Annotated in this window: 20 protein-coding genes and 1 tRNA gene; 14 read left to right on the forward strand and 7 right to left on the reverse strand. The window is 68.3% G+C overall.

The window, feature by feature from the left end:
- The gene (serB, locus tag CLV49_RS15815; protein WP_243696530.1) at positions 1-678 is read right to left on the reverse strand and encodes a phosphoserine phosphatase SerB; all 678 of its coding nucleotides are present in this window, start codon (positions 676-678) and stop codon (positions 1-3) included.
- Positions 675-1,919, reverse strand: coding sequence for a glucose-1-phosphate adenylyltransferase (locus CLV49_RS15820; RefSeq protein ID WP_106564399.1), 1,245 nt, complete (start codon positions 1,917-1,919; stop codon positions 675-677). Before CLV49_RS15820 ends, serB begins: the two co-directional genes overlap by 4 nt.
- Positions 1,920-1,964: 45 nt before the next feature.
- Here CLV49_RS15820 and glgA point away from each other — a divergent pair, with 45 nt between their 5' ends.
- The 3 genes from glgA to CLV49_RS15835 all read left to right on the forward strand — a co-directional run bounded on the left by glgA (position 1,965) and on the right by CLV49_RS15835 (position 4,433).
- Positions 1,965-3,149: a glycogen synthase gene (gene glgA / locus CLV49_RS15825; RefSeq protein ID WP_106564400.1), complete on the forward strand. Its 1,185-nt coding sequence runs from the start codon at positions 1,965-1,967 to the stop codon at positions 3,147-3,149.
- Positions 3,150-3,190: 41 nt separating this feature from the next.
- A complete protein-coding gene (locus CLV49_RS15830) occupies positions 3,191-3,973 on the forward strand; it encodes an ABC transporter ATP-binding protein (RefSeq protein ID WP_106564401.1) in 783 nt (260 codons plus the stop codon).
- A gap of 208 nt (positions 3,974-4,181) precedes the next feature.
- On the forward strand, positions 4,182-4,433 hold the full coding sequence (locus CLV49_RS15835; RefSeq protein WP_106564402.1) for a type B 50S ribosomal protein L31: 252 nt from the start codon (positions 4,182-4,184) through the stop codon (positions 4,431-4,433).
- Between the two features lie 114 nt (positions 4,434-4,547).
- On the opposite strand, the gene CLV49_RS15840 is transcribed toward CLV49_RS15835, so the two are convergent.
- Positions 4,548-5,249, reverse strand: coding sequence for a 3'-5' exonuclease (locus CLV49_RS15840; RefSeq protein WP_106564403.1), 702 nt, complete (start codon positions 5,247-5,249; stop codon positions 4,548-4,550).
- A 104-nt stretch (positions 5,250-5,353) separates the two neighbouring features.
- Here CLV49_RS15840 and CLV49_RS15845 point away from each other — a divergent pair, with 104 nt between their 5' ends.
- The gene (locus tag CLV49_RS15845; protein ID WP_106564404.1) at positions 5,354-6,247 is read left to right on the forward strand and encodes an alpha/beta fold hydrolase; all 894 of its coding nucleotides are present in this window, start codon (positions 5,354-5,356) and stop codon (positions 6,245-6,247) included.
- The gene (locus CLV49_RS15850) at positions 6,244-6,831 is read left to right on the forward strand and encodes a hypothetical protein (RefSeq protein WP_106564405.1); all 588 of its coding nucleotides are present in this window, start codon (positions 6,244-6,246) and stop codon (positions 6,829-6,831) included. The genes CLV49_RS15845 and CLV49_RS15850 overlap by 4 nt, the downstream gene beginning before the upstream one ends.
- Here CLV49_RS15850 and CLV49_RS15855 read toward each other — a convergent pair.
- Positions 6,828-7,709, reverse strand: coding sequence for a Sir2 family NAD-dependent protein deacetylase (locus CLV49_RS15855; RefSeq protein ID WP_243696529.1), 882 nt, complete (start codon positions 7,707-7,709; stop codon positions 6,828-6,830). The two genes, CLV49_RS15850 and CLV49_RS15855, sit on opposite strands and share 4 nt — an antisense overlap.
- A gap of 99 nt (positions 7,710-7,808) precedes the next feature.
- Here CLV49_RS15855 and CLV49_RS15860 point away from each other — a divergent pair, with 99 nt between their 5' ends.
- Positions 7,809-8,657, forward strand: coding sequence for a TrmH family RNA methyltransferase (locus CLV49_RS15860; protein ID WP_106564406.1), 849 nt, complete (start codon positions 7,809-7,811; stop codon positions 8,655-8,657).
- On the opposite strand, the gene CLV49_RS15865 is transcribed toward CLV49_RS15860, so the two are convergent.
- The gene (locus tag CLV49_RS15865) at positions 8,630-9,442 is read right to left on the reverse strand and encodes an SGNH/GDSL hydrolase family protein (RefSeq protein ID WP_106564407.1); all 813 of its coding nucleotides are present in this window, start codon (positions 9,440-9,442) and stop codon (positions 8,630-8,632) included. The genes CLV49_RS15860 and CLV49_RS15865 overlap by 28 nt on opposite strands.
- Before the next feature lie 107 nt (positions 9,443-9,549).
- On the opposite strand from CLV49_RS15865, the gene CLV49_RS15870 reads away from it, so the two are divergent.
- Positions 9,550-11,355 (forward strand): DEAD/DEAH box helicase, encoded by a 1,806-nt coding sequence (locus CLV49_RS15870; RefSeq protein ID WP_106564408.1) that lies wholly within the window; start codon positions 9,550-9,552, stop codon positions 11,353-11,355.
- A gap of 439 nt (positions 11,356-11,794) precedes the next feature.
- Here CLV49_RS15870 and CLV49_RS15875 read toward each other — a convergent pair.
- Positions 11,795-11,881 (reverse strand) — tRNA-Leu (locus CLV49_RS15875).
- Positions 11,882-11,980: 99 nt separating this feature from the next.
- Between CLV49_RS15875 and CLV49_RS15880 the strand changes: the two genes are divergently transcribed.
- The 3 genes from CLV49_RS15880 to mshC are packed head-to-tail and all read left to right on the forward strand — an operon-like array spanning position 11,981 to position 15,485.
- Positions 11,981-13,309, forward strand: coding sequence for a M20/M25/M40 family metallo-hydrolase (locus tag CLV49_RS15880; RefSeq protein ID WP_106564409.1), 1,329 nt, complete (start codon positions 11,981-11,983; stop codon positions 13,307-13,309).
- A gap of 18 nt (positions 13,310-13,327) precedes the next feature.
- Entirely contained in the window at positions 13,328-14,182 is an 855-nt protein-coding gene (locus CLV49_RS15885; RefSeq protein ID WP_106564410.1) for an undecaprenyl-diphosphate phosphatase, read from the forward strand.
- Positions 14,183-14,222: 40 nt separating this feature from the next.
- The gene (gene mshC / locus CLV49_RS15890; protein WP_106564411.1) at positions 14,223-15,485 is read left to right on the forward strand and encodes a cysteine--1-D-myo-inosityl 2-amino-2-deoxy-alpha-D-glucopyranoside ligase; all 1,263 of its coding nucleotides are present in this window, start codon (positions 14,223-14,225) and stop codon (positions 15,483-15,485) included.
- Between the two features lie 69 nt (positions 15,486-15,554).
- Here the strand turns inward: mshC and CLV49_RS15895 are convergent, their stop codons facing one another.
- Positions 15,555-16,439, reverse strand: coding sequence for a PAC2 family protein (locus tag CLV49_RS15895; RefSeq protein ID WP_106565165.1), 885 nt, complete (start codon positions 16,437-16,439; stop codon positions 15,555-15,557).
- An 82-nt stretch (positions 16,440-16,521) separates the two neighbouring features.
- Between CLV49_RS15895 and CLV49_RS15900 the strand changes: the two genes are divergently transcribed.
- The 4 genes from CLV49_RS15900 to CLV49_RS15915 are packed head-to-tail and all read left to right on the forward strand — an operon-like array spanning position 16,522 to position 20,282.
- Entirely contained in the window at positions 16,522-17,205 is a 684-nt protein-coding gene (locus CLV49_RS15900; protein ID WP_243696528.1) for an HAD family hydrolase, read from the forward strand.
- On the forward strand, positions 17,202-18,227 hold the full coding sequence (locus CLV49_RS15905; RefSeq protein ID WP_106564413.1) for a tRNA (adenine-N1)-methyltransferase: 1,026 nt from the start codon (positions 17,202-17,204) through the stop codon (positions 18,225-18,227). Before CLV49_RS15900 ends, CLV49_RS15905 begins: the two co-directional genes overlap by 4 nt.
- A 53-nt stretch (positions 18,228-18,280) precedes the next feature.
- A complete protein-coding gene (locus tag CLV49_RS15910) occupies positions 18,281-19,219 on the forward strand; it encodes an FKBP-type peptidyl-prolyl cis-trans isomerase (protein WP_106564414.1) in 939 nt (312 codons plus the stop codon).
- 37 nt (positions 19,220-19,256) lie between these two features.
- Positions 19,257-20,282: a helix-turn-helix transcriptional regulator gene (locus CLV49_RS15915; RefSeq protein WP_106565166.1), complete on the forward strand. Its 1,026-nt coding sequence runs from the start codon at positions 19,257-19,259 to the stop codon at positions 20,280-20,282.

Genomic DNA, 20,282 nt, shown 5'->3' on the forward strand with positions numbered 1-20,282 from the left:
TCAGAGCGAGACGCGGGGGAGTCCGAGGAGGGCGAGGACGGCCGAGAGATCGCGATCCGGAAGCACGACGTCCGCCCGGGCTCGGACAGCCGGTTTGGCGTCGAAGGCGACGCCGAGTCCGGCCGCCGCCATCATCTCGAGGTCGTTGGCTCCGTCGCCGACCGCCACCGTGCGTGCGAGCGGGAGCTTCCACGTCTCGGCCCATTCGCGCAAGCGGTCAGCCTTCGTCCGCGCGTCGACGATGTCGCCGTCGACGGCGCCCGTGAGGATGCCGTCGCGCACCTCGAGTCGATTCGCATGCCAGCCGTCGAGTCCGAGGCGCGCGGCGAGGGGATCGAGGAGCTCGTGAAAGCCCCCGGAGACGACGCAGATGGCACCACCGGCGTCATGGATCCCGGCGATGAGCTCCCGGACCCCCGTCGTCAGAACGATGCGCGGAGCGACGTCGGCGAAGACGGATTGCGGGAGCCCTGCGAGGGTCGCGACGCGCTCTCGGAGGCTCTCCGAAAAGTCGAGCTCGCCTCGCATCGCACGCTCGGTGACCCGTGCGACGTGGTCGAGGGCTCCCGCCTCGGCGGCGAGCAGCTCGATCGCCTCGTTCTCGATGAGGGTGGAGTCGACGTCGAGGACGACGAGGAATCGCGGCGCCGTCTCGGCCAGGGTGTCACGGGCGGTCACGGGACGACCCTGACCCCCTTGCCGACAACGGTGAGGCCGGAGTCGGTGACGGTGAATCCACGCGCCCTGTCACGATCGTGGTCCACGCCGATCTGGGCACCTGCCTCCACCACGACCTCCTTGTCGAGGATGGCCCGCTGGACGATCGAGTCCGGACGCACGGTGACACGGTCGAAGAGGACGGAGTCGATCACGCGCGCCCCTGATTCCACGAGGGCCCAGGACCCGAGCACGCTCCGCTCGATGTGCGCGCCGGAGATGAGCGAGCCGAGAGAGACGATCGAGTCGATCGTCTCGCCGAGGTTGCCTCGCCCGTCGCGCACGAACTTGGCCGGCGGCGAGTTCAGCTGCTGCGAGAAGATCGGCCAGTCCGCGTTGTACAGGTTGAAGATCGGGAGCGTCGAGATCAGGTCCTGGTGCGCTTCGAAGAAGCTGTCGATCGTTCCCACGTCGCGCCAGTAGGCCCGATCGCGATCCGTGGACCCGGGGACGTCGTTGCGCTTGAAGTCGTAGACGCCGGCTTCTCCCTTGTTCACGAAGTACGGAACGATGTCGCCGCCCATGTCGTGGTTGGACGTCGTCGACTCGCCGTCGACCGTGACGGCCTCGATGAGGGCGTCGGCGTCGAAGACGTAGTTGCCCATCGATGCGAAGACCTCGTGGGGAGCGTCGGCGAGACCGGTCGCGTTGATCGGCTTCTCGAGGAATTCGCGGATCGACGTGGGGTCGTCCGGCTGCACGTCGATGACGCCGAACTGATCGCTGAGCTCGATCGGCTGGCGGATGGCGGCCACCGTCGCCGGCTTGCCCGAGGCGATGTGCGCCTCGATCATGTCGTTGAAGTCCATGCGGTAGACGTGGTCGGCGCCGACCACGACGACGATGTCCGGCTTCTCGTCGCGGATCAGGTTCAGGCTCTGGAAGATCGCGTCGGCCGAGCCCGAGAACCATCGCTTCCCGAGGCGCTGCTGCGCGGGAACGGACGCGACGTACGAATTGAGCAGGCCGGAGAGCCGCCACGTCTGCGAGACGTGCCGGTCGAGGCTGTGCGACTTGTACTGCGTCAGCACCACGATCTGCGTGAGACCGGAGTTGATGAGGTTGGACAGGGCGAAGTCGATGAGCCGGTACTGACCGGCGAAAGGAACGGCGGGCTTCGCTCGATCGGCGGTGAGGGGCATCAGTCTCTTTCCCTCACCCCCGGCGAGGACGATTCCGAAGACCTTCTTCGTTGCAGGCATGCCCCCACCCTAGAGGAGAGGGGGGTCGTGTACTACCGTCGGAGAATGCGAGTCGACCTACTGTCACGGGAGTATCCACCGGAGATCTACGGGGGCGCCGGCGTCCACGTCACGGAGCTCGTCCGAGCGCTGCGACGAGACATCGATGTGACGGTGCGAGCGTTCGGCGCGCCTCGAGACGAGCCGGACACCTTCTCCTACCAGGTACCGTCGGAGCTCGCCTCGGCCAACCCGGCGTTCGGCACGCTGGGTACGGATCTCCTCATCGCCCAGGACTGCGGCGGTGCCGATCTCGTGCATTCCCACACCTGGTATGCGAACGGCGCCGGCCATCTCGCGAGCCTCCTCCACGGGATCCCGCACGTCGTCACCGCCCACAGTCTCGAGCCGCTGAGGCCGTGGAAGGCCGAGCAGCTCGGCGGCGGATACCGGGTCTCGAGCTGGATCGAGAAGACGGCGTTCGAGGCTGCCGCTGCGGTGGTCGCCGTGAGCGGCGGCATGCGCGCCGACATCCTGCGGAGCTATCCGTCCCTCGATCCCGAGAAGGTCCAGGTGATTTACAACGGGATCGACCTGGAGCAGTGGCAGCCCGTGGAGGACCCGGACTTCCTGCGGTCGGCTGGTATCGACCCGGACAAGCCGTCCATCGTCTTCGTGGGTCGGATCACACGCCAGAAGGGTCTCCCGTACCTCCTGCGGGCGGCCAAGAGCCTGCCGGACGACGTGCAGCTCGTGCTGTGCGCCGGTGCTCCCGACACGCCGGAGATCCTCGCGGAGGTCGAGGCGGGCGTCCGGGAGCTGCAGCAGACGCGCGCAGGGGTCGTCTGGATCGACCGGATGCTCGCGCGACGCGAACTGTGCGCGGTGCTCACCGGGGCGACGGCCTTCGTCTGCCCGTCGGTCTACGAACCCCTCGGCATCGTCAACCTCGAGGCCATGGCGTGTGGCGCGCCGGTGGTCGGATCGGCCACGGGAGGCATCCCCGAGGTCGTGGCCGACGGCGAGACGGGCCTACTCGTGCCGATCGAGCAGGTGACCGACGGGACGGGCACGCCCGTGGACCCCGACCGCTTCGTCGCCGACCTGGCCGACGCCCTCACCCGGATCGTCTCCGATCCGCGTGCGGCCGAGATGGGCGCCGCGGGTCGTCGACGCGCCGAGGAGCTGTTCAGCTGGCAGCGGATCGCCGATGACACGCGTGCGTTGTACGACTCGGTCCTGGCCCGGTGACGGGGCACGATCGGCGACATGCGGCCGGTAGGCTAGAGACCATGTCGTCGGTTCTCGATCTCTCAGCTGTGTCCGTCGTCCGAAACGGGAACGCCATCTTGCGTGACGTGGATTGGCAGGTGACGGGCGACCAGCGCTGGGTCATCCTCGGGCCGAACGGAGCGGGGAAGACCACCCTCCTCCAGCTCGCCTCGAGCTTCATGTTCCCGACGACAGGCTCAGTGGATCTCCTCGGCAACCGCCTCGGCCGCGTCGACGTGTTCGACGTCCGTTCGCGTGTCGGGCTGGCCTCGACGGCGATGTCCCGACGCATCCCCGAATCGGAGTCGGTGCTCGACGTCGTCCTCACCGCCGCCTACGCCGTCACCGGCCGGTGGCACGAGTCCTACGAGGACATCGACGTGAAGCGGGCCCATCGTGTCCTCGGGGAGTGGAAGCTCGACGGGCTCGCCGACCGCCGCTTCGGCTCCCTCAGCGACGGCGAGCAGAAGCGTGTCCAGATCGCGCGGAGCGTCATGACCGACCCCGAGCTGCTGCTGCTCGACGAACCGGCCGCGAGCCTCGACCTCGGGGCTCGCGAGGAGCTCGTCGGTCTGCTGAGCGGTTTCGCGCAGGCTGACGACTCGCCGGCGATCGTCATGGTGACGCACCACGTCGAGGAGATCCCGCCGGGATTCACCCACGCACTCCTGCTCTCCGGGGGAGGCATCGTCTCGAGCGGCCCTCTGTCCGAGGCCCTCACATCGGAGACCCTCTCCGAGACCTTCGGGCTCGGGATCTCGCTCGAGGAGCGGGACGGCCGTTTCTCGGCCCGCTCCGTCTGACCGTCCGCCGATACGCGCTGCCGGCGGCGCGCCGCTGCCGGGCGATCGCACCCGATTTCTGCTAAACTCGACAGTCGGTCAGCACGCATTCGTGTGCGTCCGCCCCGGGAGCAGTTCGACGGACCGGGCGATGGGCCCCGACACGTCGGCGGTGAACAGACCGTCGCACTCGTAGACACTCCACACTCGTAGACACCAAGGATCCCCGATGAAGACTGACATCCACCCGACGTACAACGCCGTCGTGTTCCGCGACCTCGCCTCCGGCGCTTCGTTCCTCACCCGTTCGACGGTGTCGAGCGACAAGACGGTCGAGTGGGAAGACGGCAACACGTACCCCGTGATCGACGTCGAGATCTCGTCGGAGTCGCACCCGTTCTACACGGGCAAGCAGCGCATCATGGACTCGGCCGGTCGCGTCGAGAAGTTCAACCAGCGCTTCAAGAGCTTCGGCAAGTAAGCCTCACCGCCGATCGGCGGAGCAGACGACGAAGGCCGGCCCCCACGGGGGCCGGCCTTCGTCGTCCGCGGCTCGCCTCTGCGCGACGACGGGCGCGGAGAGGGGACTCTCACCTCAGTGCACCGGCCAGGAGCCGATCGAGACGAAGGTGGGGTCGCGCGTCCGTCTCATGTAGTCCTGGAAGCTCTCCGCCTGCGTCCGACACCAGTCGATCTGCAGACCGTGCAGGTCTTCGGCGCGGACATCGAGGGCGTCTGCATACGCACGTGCGATCGCCTGTGCGACGCGACCGGCGGCGATCGCGTCGGAGCTCGCCTCATGGGCCGACAGGAGATCGACCCCGTAGAAGCCAGCGGCGGCCGCGAGAGTCCGCTTGCCGCGGCGGTAGCGGTCGACGGCCTTGTCGATGACGAGGGGATCGATGATGGGCGTGGGGTTCTCGATGGGTGCGACGCCGTGCCGGCGCGCCTCGGCTGCCAGGAGGGACAGATCGTACGGTGCGTTGTAGATCACCACGGGGATGCCCGCGTCGAAGAACATGTTCAACTCGTGGACGATCTCCGCGACGACCTCGGGAGCCGGGCGTCCCTCGCTCCTGGCGGTCTCGGTGGTGATCCCGTGCACGGCCGTGGCCTGCTCAGGGATCTCGACACCGGGGTCGGCGAGCCAGTCCCGACTGCGCATGACGGACCCGTCGGCGTCGAGGAGGCCGACGTGGGCGCTCACGATCCGCGAGGTCCGGACGTCGATCCCGGTCGTCTCGAGGTCGAAGACCCCGAGGAGGGACCACCACGGAGAAGGTCTGTCGCTATCCACGCCTTCACGATAGATGCGACCGACGACACTCGGTCGTCACCGAACGGGCGAGTCGGACCGGAAGCCACCGGGCAGCCGGTCGTGGCCCCTAAACTGGAGGTCTCATGGCCGTCACATCCCCCTACGATGCGCTCTTGCGCCGCGTCCCCGTCCGCGAGCACGCCACGTCGGTGCTCGGCACCACGACCAGATGGTGGGAGTACGGAGACCCCGATGCCCGGACCACGATCGTGCTGGTCCACGGATTCCGCGGCGACCACCACGGCCTCGAGCCTGTCGTGGCTCACCTTTCCGGCTATCGACTCGTCGCACCGGATCTCCCGGGGTTCGGCGAATCGGAGTCGCTCGTCTCCACGCATGACATCCCCGGATACTCGGCGTGGCTTCGCGCCTTCGTCGATGCCGTGGTGCCAGGAGGCGAGGCGATCATCCTCGGTCACTCGTTCGGCTCGATCGTGAGTTCGGCCGCGGTCGCCGACGGACTCCCGACACCTGCCCTGATCCTCGTCAACCCGATAGCCGCTCCGGCTCTCTCGGGTCCGCGCGGCGTCCTGACGCGGCTCGCCGTGTTCTACTACTGGGCGGCCGCGGCGCTGCCGGAGCGAATCGGCTTCGCGGTCCTGCGCAGTCGCATCGTCGTCCGCATCATGAGCGAGGCCATGGCCAAGACCCGCGAGCGTGGCCTGCGGAACTGGATCCACTCCCAGCACCAGATGTACTTCTCCCGCTTCGCCTCCCGTCGCGTCGTCCTCGAGGCCTTCCGCGCCTCGGTGTCGACCGACGTCAGCATGGTGGCCGAGCGGATCGTCGTGCCGACGTTGCTCATCGCGGCAGAGCGAGACGACATCACGCCCGTGGCCGCGCAGCACCGGCTTCAGCAGCTCTTCGCCGACGCGCGACTCGAGGTCATCCCGTCGGTCGGTCACCTCATCCACTACGAGGTTCCCGAGGCCGCAGCCGGCTACATCGAGGACTTCCTGACTCGGAGACCTGCGTGAGGATCCTCGTCGACTGCCGATGGGCGACAGACGATGCGAACGACAGGCTCTCCACGACGACGCGCGGTCTTGTCGCGGCTCTGGCGCGGCGCGGCCGGGTGACGATGATCGTCTCGACGCGCGAGCAGCTCCGCCTCCTCCCCGACCTCCCGTGGCAGTTGCTGCGCAGCCCCGACGACCCCAGGGAGCTGTTCACGGCGCTGGGCCTCAACACGATCGATCCGGACGTGGTGTTCTCTCCCGCGCCCATGTGGGGGAGTGCGGGCCGCCGCTACGCGCTCGTCACCGGCACGGGTCAGGACGCCAGGCGGACGCTCGCCGGGCGCCGCCGATCCGGACCGGCCATCGGCGCTCTCACCTGGTTGAGGATGGTCCCGCTGCTCCGTCGACTCCTGCTCGCTCGCGCCGACGCGATCGTGACCACGACGTCGTCCGATCAGCGCATCGCGATCGGGGCGAGCCGCACCCGGCAGCCCGTACTCGGGCTCGCGCCATCACGGCTGGACGCGACGGACCCGGAGGCCTGGGCCGAACCCGCTGAGCGGCTCCTGGAGCTGTTCGCGGCGCTCGTGGCTCGACGCTAGGCCTGGTCCTCGCCGTCGACGGCCCTGTCGGCGAGGAGGCGGTCCGCGATGGCCGTGAGCGTCTGGGACGCTCCGGCGTCGATCTTGACGGCCGCCCGACCGTCGCCCTTCGTCACACCCCTGTTGATGATGATGACGGGCTTCCGCGATCGTCTCGCCTGCTCGAGCAGACGGATCCCCGAGTTGACGACGAGGGACGATCCCGCGATGACGAGCACGTCGGCCTCGGAGATCAGTTGCGTCGCCTCTTCGAACTTCTCCCGGGGGATGTATTCGCCGAAGAAGACGATGTCCGGCTTCAAGACACCGCCGCAGACCGTGCAGTCGGGGACGTCGAAGGTCTCGATCCCCGCCACGAGCACGTCACCGTCCGGCCCGAGCTCCTCGTCGTCGGACAGGTCGAACGCCGGGTTCTGGGCGACCATGCGTTCGGCGACGCTGTCGCGACTGAACATCTGACCGCACGTGAGACAACGGACCTGCTCCATCGAACCGTGGAGGTCGACGACGCGACGCGAACCCGCCCTGATGTGCAGACCATCCACGTTCTGAGTCACGACTCCGGACGAGAGGCCGGCCTCCTCGAGCCGAGCGATGGCGTGGTGCCCATCGTTCGGCCGCGACGAGGCGAATCGCTTCCACCCGCGGTGCGATCCCGCCCAGTAGCGCTGACGGAAGGCGGCATCGGTGAGGAATTGCGCGACATTCATGGGGCTGCGCTTCGGCGCGCCCTCCCCGCGGTAATCGGGGATGCCCGAGTCCGTGCTGACGCCGGCCCCGGTGAGGAACACCGATCGCTTACCGCGAAGGAGGGCCACGGCGTCGTCGACTCCCGGTGTGACGGTGTCGCCCGCGTTCGATCCGACGAGCATCGTCATGGAACCTCCCGACTCACGAACCTGACACGATGGTAAACGACGCACCTGACGGAATTGTTTCCTCACGATGTGCGGAGACACGGAAGGCTGAACGCGAGCATGCGCATCCAGACGATCACGGCGGACGGGCTGACGGAACTCGAGGACTATTCGCGGCTCACGGACGTCGCGCTGCGGAAGAAGACGGAACCGGCTGGGGGCCTGTACATCGCGGAGTCCACGAAGGTCATCGGCCGCGCGATCCGTGCTGGGCACCGTCCGCGCTCGGTGCTGCTGCAGGAGAAGTGGCTGCCGGATGTGGAGCCGCTGCTCGTCGATTTCCCCGACGTCCCCGTCTACGTGGGCGAGCCCGATCTCCTCGAGGAGCTCACGGGGTTCCACTTGCATCGCGGCGCCCTGGCGGCGATGCACCGGCCGCCGCTGCGCTCCGTGGAGGAGGTGATCGCGGGGGCGCGCCGGGTCGTCATCCTCGAAGACATCGTGGACCACACCAACGTCGGAGCGATCTTCCGATCCGTCGCCGGCCTCGGGGCCGACGCGGTTCTCGTCAGCGAACGCTGCGCGGATCCGCTCTACCGCCGCAGTGTGCGCGTGAGCATGGGGACCGTCCTGCAGGTCCCGTGGACGCGACTGCCGGATTGGGCGACCTCTCGTCGCATCCTCTCGGATGCCGGTTTCCACGTCGCCGCGCTGGCCCTCGCCGACGGCGCCGTGGGTCTCGGCGCATTCGAAGTGGATCCGCCGGAGAGACTCGCGATCGCTCTCGGCACAGAGGGTGACGGACTGAGCCGAGCGGCTCTGGCCGCGGCCGACACCGTCGTGACGATTCCCATGCTCCACGGGATCGACTCGCTCAACGTGGCCTCGGCGAGCGCCGTCGCGCTCTGGGCGCTCCGCGTCCGGGAGGCGGGGTCGTCGCGTCAGTCCTCGCGGAGTTCCGCCGGCTGAACGAGCGGTCCGGCGATGGGACGCTTCGCGGAGATGGCATCGCCGGACGATTGGTGGCGGACGCGACGAAGGACCCACGGTACGAGGTACTCGCGAGCCCACTGGATGTCCTCGCTGCGCACGTCGCGCCGGGATCGTTCCGGGAACGGCTCCGGCCTCATCGGCTCGAGCGTGTTCGGCACGTCGAGGGCGTCGAGCACCATCCGTGCCACCGTGTGATGTCCGATCGGGTTGAGGTGGAGGCGGTCCGGGGCCCACATCCGCTGATCCTGGATCTCCGTGAGGGCCCACTGGTCCGCCACGATGCAGTCGAACTTCGCCGCGACGCTCCTGATGTTCTCGTTGTAGATCGCGACCTTGCCCCTGATGCTGCGGAAGACGGGGGAGAAACCCACGTCGACACCCGTGAACACGACGATCGTCGCGCGGTCGGCCGCGAGTCTCTCGATGGTGGTCTCGAACTTCGCGGCGATCTCGTCCGGATCGGTGCCCGGGCGGATCACGTCGTTCCCGCCGGCGGAGATCGTGATGAGATCCGGCCGGAGTTGGATCGCCGGTTCGATCTGCTCGTCCATGATCTGCTGGATCAGCTTGCCGCGAACGGCGAGATTGGCGTACCGGAAGTTCTCGTTTCCGGCGGCGAGGACCTCGGCGACTCGATCGGCCCAGCCGCGGTTTCCTCCGGGGGCGTTGGGCTCCGGATCCCCGATCCCCTCGGTGAAGGAGTCGCCGATGGCGACGTAACGGGACCACGGGTGGAGCATCTCGTGCGCTGTCTCCGACATGGGCGACCTCCTCTTCCACTCGGTCCGTCCAGAGTACCCATCCCCGTCACCGGCGGTCCGCGGTGTCGGCGGAGTCGTCTAATGTACTGCGAGTGGATGCGGACGGGATGACGGAGAACGGCGAAGCCGGACCCCGCATCGGAACCGCCGCAGCGGAGCATCTCTCGCCGGCGTTCCCCGAGCGCGCCGCGTGGGGAACGGTCAGCAAGCTCCGTGCCTGGCAGGCAGAGGCGATGGACGCGTACTTCGCCAGCGAGCCGCGCGACTTCCTCGCCGCGGCGACGCCGGGTGCGGGGAAGACCACCTTCGCGCTCCGACTCGCCGCTGAGCTCCTCTCGCGTCGCACGGTCGACCGCGTCACCGTCGTGGCACCGACGGAGCACCTCAAGAAGCAGTGGGCCGAAGCGGCCAGTCGTGCCGGCATCCGGTTGGACCCGGAGTTCAGCAACCGCGCAGGCGTCGTAGGCCGCCACTTCCACGGGGTCGTTGTGACCTACGCCCAGGTTGCGACGCGAGCCGCGCTCCACGAGAGCCTCACCGCCTCGTCGCGGACGCTCGTGATCCTCGACGAGGTCCACCACGGAGGGGACGCGCTGAGCTGGGGCGATGCGATCCGTGAGGCGTTCTCGCCGGCCGTGCGGCGACTCTCCCTGACGGGGACGCCGTTCCGATCGGACACCGCGCCCATCCCCTTCGTCACGTACCTGCCGGATCGAGAGGGCATCAGGACGTCGGTCACCGACTTCGACTACGGCTACGGGCGGGCCCTCGCCGACGGCGTCGTCCGGCCGGTGATCTTCATGGTGTATGCGGGGCACATGAGGTGGCGGACGAGCACGGGCGACGAGATGGAGGCCCGGCTCGGCGAAGGCAACACGAAGGACATCACCTCTCAGGCCTGGCGCACAGCACTCGACCCGGCGGGGGAGTGGATCCCATCCGTGCTCCGCGCCGCCGACCGGCGACTGACCGAGGTGCGGCACGGTGTCCCCGATGCCGGCGGTCTCGTGATCGCCACCGATCACTTCGCCGCTAAAGGCTATGCGGCCATCCTCGAGCGGCTGACCGGGGAAGCTCCCACCGTGGTCCTCTCCGACGACGCCGAAGCGAGCGCGAAGATCGACTCGTTCTCCGAAGGCACCGGGCGGTGGTTGGTCGCCGTGCGCATGGTCAGCGAGGGGGTGGACGTGCCGCGATTGTCGGTCGGCGTCTATGCGACCTCCGCGTCGACTCCGCTCTTCTTCGCGCAGGCGATCGGACGCTTCGTGCGTGCCAGGAGACGAGGCGAGACCGCCAGCGTTTTCCTCCCGAACGTCCCGCAGCTCATGAACCTCGCGGCGGAGCTCGAGCGCGTGCGGGACCACGCGCTCGATCGGCGCCAGGATCCGAACGCCGAGGGCGATCTCTGGAATCCGGAAGACGCCATGATGGGGGAGGCGAACCGTTCCGACAAGGCCTCGGACTCGCTCATGGGCGAGTTCAGCTTCGAGGCGATAGCGTCGGATGCGACCTTCGATCGCGTGGTCTTCGACGGTGATGAGTTCGGCTCCTATGCCGTGCCCGGCACCGAGGAGGAGCTCGACTTCATCGGTATCCCCGGGATCCTCGAGCCTGATCAGGTGCATGAGCTGTTGACCCAACGTCATCAGCGGCAGGCGCGACGCATCGACGGGAAGAGAAAGCAGGCGCCGCCAGAGGAGCAGCCGCCACAGGCCCTGTATCGCACGCTCAAGGAGCAGCGGAGTCTGCTGAACAGTCTCGTCGGGCTGTACGCGAAGAACACGAACGAGCCGCATGGCCTCGTGCACGCCGAGCTCCGTCGAGTATGCGGCGGCCCGCCCGTCGCTCAGGCGAGTGTGACCCAGTTGCAGCAGCGCATCGACTACCTCCGCCGCCGCCTCGGCTCCCACTGAGCGTTGTCGACGGCTACCTCGAGCGTCGGGCACCTCTCTCTGCCGGGGGGCGAGGCGCCCATCGGACGTGTATCCAGCACCTGCGGTCGGGGCGTGCTCCCGCGGTCGGACGGGAGGCAAGGCGCCCATCGGACGTGTATCCAGCACCTGCCGCTGGGTCGGGACTCCCGTTCTGCTGCGGGAGGCAAGGTGCCCATCGGACGTGTATCCAGCACCTGCCGCTGGGTCGGGACTCCCGTTCTGCTGCGGGGGGCAAGGTGCCCATCGGACGTGTATCCAGCACCTGCCGCTGGGTCGGGACTCCCGATCTGCTGCGGGAGGCAAGGTGCCCATCGGACGTGTATCCAGCACCTGCCATCGGGTAGCGTTCCACGCTCTGCCGCGGCGCTAAAAAACACAGAAGGCCCGGATCGCGATGATCCGGGCCTTCCAACTCACGTGCGCGAGGGGGGACTTGAACCCCCACGCCCATTAATAGGGCACTAGCACCTCAAGCTAGCGCGTCTGCCAATTCCGCCACCCGCGCGAGTTGTTTCGGCTCCCAGCTTCGGGCGCCGAGAAACGACGATAGCACGAATTCCGGACGTGTTTTCACACCCTCGAGGGCAGCGGGTAGCGTGGACGCATGCCCTCCTCCCCAGACGACCGCACGACACCGGACCTCGAGAATGACGAGACCGTCCGCGTCGCGCGGGATCTCATCCGATTCGACACGACGAACTACGGCGAAGGGAAGGCGAAGCCGGAGAAGGACGCGGCGGAGTACGTCGCCGCGTATCTGCGTGATCTCGGCCTGGATCCCGAACTCATCGACGCGGCTCCGGGGCGGACCAGCGTCGTCGCGCGTGTGGCGGGTCGTGATGCCGACAAGCCGGCTCTCGTCGTGCACGGTCACCTCGACGTGGTTCCAGCCGATCCGGCGAACTGGTCCGTCGACCCGTTCGCCGGAGAGATCCGAGACGGCATGCTGTGGGGCCGAGGCGCCGTCGACATGAAGAACATGGACGCGATGATCCTCACCGCCGTGGCCGACCTGGCCCGTGGTGGGGGAGCCCCCGAGCGGGATCTCGTGCTCGCCTTCTTCTCAGACGAGGAGAACGGCGGCGTCTACGGCTCGCAGCACATCGTGAAGACGCGCCCTGAGCTGTTCGACGGCGCGACGGAAGCGATCAGTGAGGTCGGCGGGTATTCGATCACGGTCGGTGGACGTCGGGCGTACCTCATGCAGACGGCGGAGAAGTCGCTCGTCTGGATCCGTCTCCGTGCTCAAGGTGTCGCGGCTCACGGATCGAGGGTCATCGAGAACAATGCGGTGACCAAGCTCGCCGTCGCCATCGCGGCGATCGGCCGGACCGAGTGGCCGATCCGCCTGACGGAGACGACCACGGCCCTTCTCGCGGAGCTTGCCGAGATCCTCGGCGTCGACCCCGAAACCACGGGGCCGGACGAGATCGCCATCGCGACCGGCACGGCCGCCGGCTTCATCCGCGCGTCGCTCCGCACGACGAGCAACCCGACGCTCCTCGAGGCCGGGTACAAGCACAACGTGATCCCCGACGTCGCCACGGCGCTCGTCGATATCCGCACCCTCCCGGGCGAGGAGGACGACGTCCTGGCCGAGGTGCGCGCGATCGTGGGCGAAGACATCGAGATCGAGATCGTTCAGCAGGACATCGGACTCGAGACGCCGTTCGCGGGCCCGCTGATCGATGCGGCCGTCGCGACCCTCCAGGCGCACGACCCGGAGGCCGTCGTGCTCCCGTATATGCTCTCCGGGGGGACCGACAACAAGGCGCTCTCGCGGCTGGGAATCACCGGCTACGGGTTCGCTCCGCTCCGCCTGCCGGAGGACGTCGACTTCCCCGCGATGTTCCACGGGGTGGATGAGCGCGTGCCGCTCGAGTCGCTCGTGTTCGGGCGGCGAGTCCTCGAGGATCTGTTCCGCACCTACTGACCGTCAGGAGAGCCCCGAGTGGACTTCGTCAATGCGATCATCCTTGGCCTCGTCCAGGGTCTCACCGAGTTCCTCCCGATCTCCTCGAGTGCTCATCTGCGCATCGTCGGCGAGTTCCTCGGGACGGGAGAGGATCCGGGAGCGCGGTTCACGGCGATCACGCAGATCGGCACGGAGCTCGCCGTCGTCATCTTCTTCTGGCGAGACATCGTGCGCATCATCGGGGCGTGGTTCCGTTCGCTCGCCGGTCGCGTCCCGCGGAACGATCCCGACGCGCGGATGGGATGGCTCATCATCATCGGTTCGGTTCCGATCGTGGTGCTCGGTCTGCTGTTCCAGGATCAGATCGAGACGACGTTCCGTTCGCTCTGGTTCATCGCCGGGACGCTCATCGGCTTCGGCATCCTGCTGGGTATCGCTGACTACGTCGGGGCGAAGCGTCGCGAGCTCGGGGACATCACCTACCCGCACGGCATCGTCTACGGCATGGCACAGGCGCTCGCCCTGATCCCGGGCGTCTCCCGATCGGGTGGCACGATCACGGCCGGCCTGTTCCTCGGCTACAAGCGCGAGGCGGCCGCTCGCTACGCGTTCCTCCTCGCGATCCCCGCCGTCTTCGGAAGCGGACTGTACCAAGTGGCGAAGTCCATCACCGACCCGTGCGTCGACGGGGCGACGGGATGCCTCCCGGAGGTCTACGGGCCGCTCGAGACCCTCGTCGCGACCGTCATCGCCTTCGTCGTCGCGCTCGTCGTGATCAAGTTCTTCATGCAGTACATCTCCAAGCGGTCGTTCCTGCCCTTCGTGGTCTACAGGATCGTGCTCGGCCTCGTGTTGATCGTCCTCCTCTCGACGGGCGCGATGCAGGCCTGACCTGGTCCGCGGGGCGCGGACGCTCGCCTAGGCTGAGGGCATGCGTGCTTGGCCCCGTCCCGACGTCCCCACGGTCCCCGGAGAGGCCTGTGCGCCCCTGCTCCACGACACGGCCAGCGGGCGACTCGTGGAGGTGCACACGGGGGACACCGCCCGTCTCTACGTGTGCGGGATCACCCCGTACGATGCCACCCACATCGGGCACGCCTCGACGTACCTCGCCTTCGACACCCTGCAGCGCGTGTGGCTCGATGCGGGCCTCGAAGTGCACTACGCGCAGAACATCACCGACGTCGACGACCCGCTCCTGGAGCGCGCGGCGCAACGCGGTCTCGACTGGCGCTCCCTGGCCGACGAGCAGATCCAGCTCTTCCGCGACGACATGACGGCCCTGAGCGTCCTGCCGCCCGACGATTACGTGGCCGTCACCGAGGTGATCGATCCGATCGCCGCGGCCGTCGTGCGTCTCCTCGACGCCGGTGTCGCCTATCGCGTCGACACGCCCGACTCCGACGCGGGTGACGATGTGTACTTCGACATCGCCGCGGCCTCGGCTCCCGGTGTCTGGACCCTCGGTTCGGAGAGCGGGTACGACCGGGCTCTCATGGAGCGCCTGAGCGCCGAACGCGGGGGAGACCCCGACCGCGTCGGGAAGAAGGACCCTCTCGACCCGCTGCTGTGGCGTGCCGCGCGAGTGGGCGAACCGAGCTGGGAGACGGTCGTCGGCGCCGGTCGGCCCGGCTGGCACATCGAGTGTTCGGTGATCGCGCTCGATCATCTGGGAACAGACTTCACGGTGCAGGGCGGCGGTTCCGACCTGGTCTTCCCCCACCACGAGATGAGTGCGGGGCACGCGGCCGCGTTGTCTGGTCACCCCCTCGCAGCCGTCTACAGTCACGCCGGAATGGTCGCCTATCAGGGCGAGAAGATGTCGAAGTCGCTCGGCAACCTCGTTCTCGTCTCCGAGCTCCGCGCACGCGGGGTCGACCCACGGGCCGTCCGGCTGGCCGTGCTCGCGCACCACTACCGTTCGGACTGGGAGTGGACCGATTCCGTCCTCGACGAGGCCGCCGACCGCGTCGTGCGCTGGCGGGACGTCGTCGACGGGCGACACTCCGAGCCGCGGCAGCAGGTGTCGGCGCGCGACGTCGTCGAGGCGATGCGTTCGGCCTTGCGGAACGATCTCGACACACCGGGCACGATCGCCGTCGTCGACGAGGCCGTCCGATCCGGCGTCGACGACCCCGGTCTCCTGGTCAGCGCGATCGACGCGCTCCTCGGCGTCGCCCTCCTCGCGGACTGATCGCGGATCCGTCCGCGTCCGCGAGGGGAACGGCTCAGGATCGGGGATCGAGCACGGCTCGACGGGACGTCAGGCCTTTCCCCACGGCTCGTCGCCGCTCTTGCCGTCTGGCTTGTCACCGCGACGGCGGAGATAGCGTTCGAACTCCTCGGCGATCGCATCGCCGCTCGCATCGGGGGATTCGACGGTGTCCCTCGCCTGCTCGAGCTGCTGGATGTATGTGGCCATCTCGTCGTCCTCCTCGGCCAGGACATCGATGCCCTGCTCCCACTCTGCGGCCTCGGAGAGGAGCTCTCCGCGGTCGATGACGACGTCGATGATCTCCTCGAGACGGTCGACGAGCGCGAGGACCGCCTTGGGCGACGGCGCGTTGTGCACGTAGTGCGGAACCGAGGCCCACACGGAGATGGTCGGCATGCCGAGCACCTCGGCGGCGTCCGCGATGACGCTCAGAATGCCGACCGGCCCCTCGTAGGAGGAGCGTTCGACGGCGAATGCACGACGGACGTCGGGGTTCTCGCTCGTGGTGAAGATGGAGATCGGCCTCGTGTGGGGGACGTCGGCGAGCATCGCTCCGAGGAAGACGACCGCGGACACGTCGGCGGTGAGCGCCGCGTCCAGGATCTCCGCGGTGAAGCTCTTCCAGCTCCTCGACGGCTCGATTCCGAGCAGGAGGTAGACGGATCCCTGCCCGTCGCTCTCGACGGCGGGTCCGTACAACGTGGTCCCCGGCCACTGGATCGTCCGGCGACCGTCGTCGCCGGCGGCGATGGTGGGGCGAGTGAACTGATAGTCGTAGTAGTCCTCGGGGTCCACCGAAGCGAGAGGGACGAGCTGGAGCTGCTCCTTCAGGAGTCGGACCGTGCCCGTCGCCGCGTCGCCCGCGTCGTTCCACCCTTCGAAAGCGACGACGAGGACCCGTCCCCGCGAGAACGCTTCGACTTCAGCCGTCACGTGCACCAGCCCTTCCGCAGCCCTCCGGCCGATCGATCACTCCAGGATAGGCGCTTTCGACGACCGGGTAGCATTGCACCCCGTGACCTCTCTGATGCCCGACGCCGTCCTGTGGGACATGGACGGAACCCTCGTCGATACCGAGCCGTACTGGATCTCGGCCGAAACCGATCTCGTGGAGTCCTTCGGACACACCTGGACATACGAGGATGCGATGCAGCTCGTGGGGGCCGGGCTGTGGGATTCGGCGGAGACGCTCCGCTCGCACGGTGTGGACCTCTCAGCTGATGAGATCGTGTCGCAGCTGACGGGGACCGTCATGGACCGCATCACAGCCGACGGCGTGCCGTTCCGTCCGGGTGCCCTGGAGCTCCTCACCGACCTCCGCACGGCCGGCGTCCGCGTCGCGCTCGTCACGATGTCTGTACGCAGCATGGCTCGTCACGTGGTCGATCGGATGGACGACGACCCGTTCGAGGTCCTCATCACGGGCGACGAGGTCTCGCGGCCGAAGCCTCATCCCGACCCGTATCTGCGCGCGGCGGAGAGCCTCGGAGTCGATATCCGTCGCTGTGTGGCGATCGAGGATTCGCGCACGGGCCTCGCGTCCGCTGTCGCTGCGGGGACCGTCGCCGTCGCCGTTCCGCACGCCGTCTCCATCCCCGAGTCGGACGACCACGTCGTCTGGCCGACCCTCGCCGGCCGTACCGCTCAGGACATCGCCGATCTCTTCGCCGCACGCCGCGCGGACGCGGGCGTCCGATGAGCGCGCAGAGCGGTGAGCGCGTCCGCAATTCCGGGCCGTTCCGCGTGGGGGATCGCGTCCAGCTGACGGGACCCAAGAACAAGCTGCACACGATCAGCCTCGAGTCGGGCAAGGTGTTCCACACCCACCGCGGCATGATCAACCACGACGACCTCATCGGCCGAGACGACGGCTCGGTCATCACCAACACGGCGGGAATCGAGTACCTCGCCCTCCGCCCCCTGCTCGTCGACTTCGTGATGTCGATGCCTCGAGGCGCCGCGATCATCTACCCGAAGGACGCTGCTCAGATCCTCGCGTCGGCCGACATTTTCCCCGGAGCGCGCGTCGTCGAGGCCGGCGTCGGGTCCGGTGCTCTCTCGATCTGGCTGTTGCGAGCGATCGGCGAGTCCGGTCACCTCACGTCGTTCGAGCGCCGGGAGGAATTCGCCGACGTCGCACGCGACAACGTCGCGAGCTTCTTCGGATACGACCCGGCAGCCTGGGACGTCGTCGTGGGAGACCTCGTCGAGCAGCTCCCCGGCGCCGTCGAGCGGGGGAGCGCCGACCGGGTCGTCCTCGACATGCTCGCCCCGTGGGAGTGCGTCGACGCCGTCGCCGATGCCCTGACCCCCGGCGGCGTCCTCCTCTGCTACGTCGCCACCGTGACTCAGCTGTCTCGTGTGGCCGAGGCCATCCGGGAGACGGAACGATTCACCGACCCGTCCTCCACCGAGACCATGGTCCGCGGGTGGCACGTCGAGGGGCTCGCCGTGCGCCCGGACCACCGGATGATCGGACACACCGGTTTCCTGCTGACCGCGAGGCGTCTCGCGGACGGAGCCGTGCTGCCGGAGCTCAAGCGTCGCCCGTCGAAGTCGGATTTCTCCGACGAGGACGTCGAGCTGTGGACTCCTGGAGCCCTCGGCGAACGCGAGTCCAGCCCGAAGAGCCTCCGCAAACGTGTCCGCGCGGCGGCGGCGAGCGCCGACCTCGTCCGGTCGCGCGACGAGGTGTCGGGCGAGGGCCCGGACGCCGACTAAACTGAACCGCGCATCCCGGGGCCGAAGGCCCGCCCGCACCGAATCGAGGCACCGTGCGTAAGGCACCCATCCTGCTCCTGTCCGCTGGGCTCGTCGCCCTCTCGCTGACGGCGTGCACGTCGCCGGCAGACGCATGCACCCCCGAGGCGACACCTGGTGACGCCTCGAACGTCATCACCGCAGACGGCGACTTCGGCACGGCCCCGGTCGTCGACGCCCCGAGCGACGTCTACACCACGAAGACCCAGAGCACGACGCTCATCGAGGGCGACGGCGACGTGGTCCTCCCCGACGAGCTCGTCGTCATCGACTACACCCTCGTCAACGGACGCACCGGCGAGGTCGTGACTCAGTCCGCCTACGACGCGTCCGCTCCGACCACGTTCTCCCCGGAGAACCTCCTGCCGGGCATGGCCAAGGGGCTCGTCTGCGCCACGGCCGGGTCGCGCGTGGCCGTCGCCATCTCGGCGGAGGACGCCTTCGGACCGTCCGGCGGGAACCCGCAGTACGGCATCGATGAGGACGACACGATCCTCGCCGTGATGGACGTCCACAAGAGCTACCTCGCCAAGGCCGACGGCTTCCCCGTGCCCGTGACGACCCCGGGCCTCCCGTCGGTGGTCACGGCGGCGGACGGCACGCCCGGTCTCACGATCCCGAAGACGGATCCGCCCGCCGACCTCCGGAAGGCCACGCTGCTGCAGGGGAGCGGACAGACGGTGAAGGAGGGCGACCTCGTGACCGTCAACTACACGGGGGCGCTCTGGACGGAGCGGACGATCTTCGATTCGTCGTGGGAGCGGGGCACCCCCGCACAGTTCACGACCGATCAGGTGGTGCCCGGGTTCGCCGATGCTCTCGTGGGGGCCCAGGTCGGCTCCCAGGTGGTCGTCGTGATCCCGCCCTCCCAGGGCTACGGCGATACCGCGTCGGGGTCCATTCCCGCCAACTCGACGCTGGTGTTCGTCATCGACATCCTCGGGGTCGGCTGATCGCTGGCTCGACGCCTGCCGGACGTAGGATGTGACCGTGCCTGAATCGTCGAGTCCATCCGTGCGGGTGCCCGTCGAGGAGCGACTGTTCTCGCTCGTCCTCGCACTCGTGGCGACGGAGAACGGACTCACGAAGAACGAGATCCTGTCGACGGTGCAGGGCTACCGCCAGCGGTTCACCCCTGGCGGTGACAACGCGAGTCTCGAGCGGCAGTTCGAGCGCGACAAGGACGATATCCGCGATCTCGGAATCCCGATGGAGACCGTCGAGCCGCCCGGGGAGCAGGGCAACAACCACCTGATGCGTTATCGCATCTCGAAGGGTGACTACGATCTCCCGTCCGACTTGACCTTCTCGGCTCAGGAGATCACCCTCCTCGGCCTGGCGGCGACAGTCTGGCGTCAGGGCTCCCTGTCCGCCGAGTCCCAGCGGGCCCTGTTGAAGCTGCGCTCCCTCGGCATCCCGTCGGACGATCCCGTGATCGGCTATGCGCCTCGACTGCGCACGCGAGAGAGTTCGTTCGAGCCCCTGCGCTCCGCCCTCGAGCGGCACACGATCGTGACGTTCCCCTACCTGAAGCCCGGCGACGCGGCCCCGCGACGGCGCAGCGTATCGCCGCTCGCCCTCGTCCAGCATCGTGGGCGTTGGCACCTGTACGGGATCGACGAGGACGCGGCCGCTCCACGCACCTTCCTCCTCGCACGCATCGTCGGGACGCCGCGGTCGACCTCGAAGACGTTCCCCCTCCCGGAGGGCGGCGGTTTCGCCGACCGTGCCCTCGGCGAGCTCGACGCCCTGTGGCGGTCGCAGCGGGCGACCGTCCGCGTCGTCCCCGGATCCGACGCCGAGACACGACTGGCGCGCCGACCCGACTCGAGCGCCGACCTCGGGGGAGTGTTGACCCTGCACTACACGGACGTCGACATCCTCGCCGACGAGCTCGCGGCGTTCGGACCGGAGGTGGAGGCGCTGAGTCCCGGCGACCTGCGCGCCGCCGTCGTCAAGAGACTGACCATGCTCGCGAACGCACACTCGGCGTCGTCAGAGAACGAGGAGGACTGA

It is taken from the genome of Labedella gwakjiensis (genome assembly GCF_003014675.1).
GTDB lineage: Bacteria > Actinomycetota > Actinomycetes > Actinomycetales > Microbacteriaceae > Labedella > Labedella gwakjiensis.

What these genes read in the sequence shown, in the direction of transcription:
- CLV49_RS15820 (WP_106564399.1), bottom strand. Translation starts at nt 1,919, where the DNA reads ATGCCTGCAACGAAGAAGGTCTTCGGAATCGTCCTCGCCGGGGGTGAG.
- glgA (WP_106564400.1), top strand. Translation starts at nt 1,965, where the DNA reads ATGCGAGTCGACCTACTGTCACGGGAGTATCCACCGGAGATCTACGGG.
- CLV49_RS15830 (WP_106564401.1), top strand. Translation starts at nt 3,191, where the DNA reads ATGTCGTCGGTTCTCGATCTCTCAGCTGTGTCCGTCGTCCGAAACGGG.
- CLV49_RS15835 (WP_106564402.1), top strand. Translation starts at nt 4,182, where the DNA reads ATGAAGACTGACATCCACCCGACGTACAACGCCGTCGTGTTCCGCGAC.
- CLV49_RS15845 (WP_106564404.1), top strand. Translation starts at nt 5,354, where the DNA reads ATGGCCGTCACATCCCCCTACGATGCGCTCTTGCGCCGCGTCCCCGTC.
- CLV49_RS15855 (WP_243696529.1), bottom strand. Translation starts at nt 7,709, where the DNA reads ATGACGATGCTCGTCGGATCGAACGCGGGCGACACCGTCACACCGGGA.
- CLV49_RS15860 (WP_106564406.1), top strand. Translation starts at nt 7,809, where the DNA reads ATGCGCATCCAGACGATCACGGCGGACGGGCTGACGGAACTCGAGGAC.
- CLV49_RS15865 (WP_106564407.1), bottom strand. Translation starts at nt 9,442, where the DNA reads ATGTCGGAGACAGCGCACGAGATGCTCCACCCGTGGTCCCGTTACGTC.
- CLV49_RS15870 (WP_106564408.1), top strand. Translation starts at nt 9,550, where the DNA reads ATGACGGAGAACGGCGAAGCCGGACCCCGCATCGGAACCGCCGCAGCG.
- CLV49_RS15880 (WP_106564409.1), top strand. Translation starts at nt 11,981, where the DNA reads ATGCCCTCCTCCCCAGACGACCGCACGACACCGGACCTCGAGAATGAC.
- mshC (WP_106564411.1), top strand. Translation starts at nt 14,223, where the DNA reads ATGCGTGCTTGGCCCCGTCCCGACGTCCCCACGGTCCCCGGAGAGGCC.
- CLV49_RS15905 (WP_106564413.1), top strand. Translation starts at nt 17,202, where the DNA reads ATGAGCGCGCAGAGCGGTGAGCGCGTCCGCAATTCCGGGCCGTTCCGC.